The 789-nt window shown below is 71.7% G+C and carries 2 pseudogenes; both read right to left on the bottom strand.

Features of this window, described 5'->3' with window-relative positions:
• Positions 1 to 503 (bottom strand): annotated as a pseudogene (locus IF78_RS51080) (AMP-binding protein); the annotation flags it as partial.
• Between the two features lie 115 nt (positions 504 to 618).
• Positions 619 to 762 (bottom strand): annotated as a pseudogene (locus IF78_RS51120) (AMP-binding protein); the annotation flags it as partial.
• Positions 763 to 789: the final 27 nt, after the last annotated feature.

Here is a 789-nt window from a genome sequence, read left to right as displayed (position 1 = left end):
CCCGGCCGGGCCGAAGGGGTCGGCGACGAACCGCTCAGCGGTCAGGTCAGGACGCCCGAAGTACCCCCGGGCCAGTCCCGCACCCGCCAGATACAGCTCCCCGGCCACGCCCGAAGGGACCAGCGACAAGTTCTCATCGAGAACATAGGCGCGCATGCCGTCCAGTGGACGCCCGACGGGTACTGGGGCGGGCACGGTGTCGGTGGCGGTCCAGGGGGCCTGGGTGGCGAACAGGGTGGTCTCGGTGGGGCCGTAGGCGCAGCGGACGATCGGGCGAGTTCGGCGACGCTCAGGTCGCCTTCGGGGGTGATGACGGTGCGTCCGCCGTGCAGCAGCGGCACCCAGAAGGCGTAGGTGGAAGGGTCGAAGGCGTAGGAGGCGAGCAGGACGACGCGCTCGTGTGCACCGGGCCCGAACATCCCGTCCACGACCAGCTCGAGGACGTCGCGGTGGGTGACCGCCACACCCTTGGGGCGGCCCGTCGAACCCGAGGTGTACATCACGTACGCCAGCTGGTCCGGCCCACACTCCACGCCCGGGTCGGTGGCCGGCAGCGAGGCGAGCGTAACCGCTGTGCAGCGGGAGGTAGAACGCACCCGCCTTCAGCACCGCCAGCAGCGCCACCACCAGGTCCACCGAGCGCTCCATCAGCACCGCCACCGGTGCCTCCGGACCCACGCCCAGACCCAGCAGCCGGTGCGCCAACTGATTGGCCCGCTCGTCGAGTTCCCGGTACGACAGCTCCCGCCCCGCACACCGCACCGCCACCCCGTCCGGGGACCGCAGCAC

The sequence above is a fragment of the Streptomyces bicolor genome (assembly GCF_000719285.1).
In the GTDB taxonomy this organism is placed as follows: Bacteria; Actinomycetota; Actinomycetes; order Streptomycetales; family Streptomycetaceae; genus Streptomyces; species Streptomyces bicolor.
The sequence above is the reverse complement of the archived record's forward strand: the minus strand, read 5'-3'. Positions and strand labels throughout refer to the sequence as shown.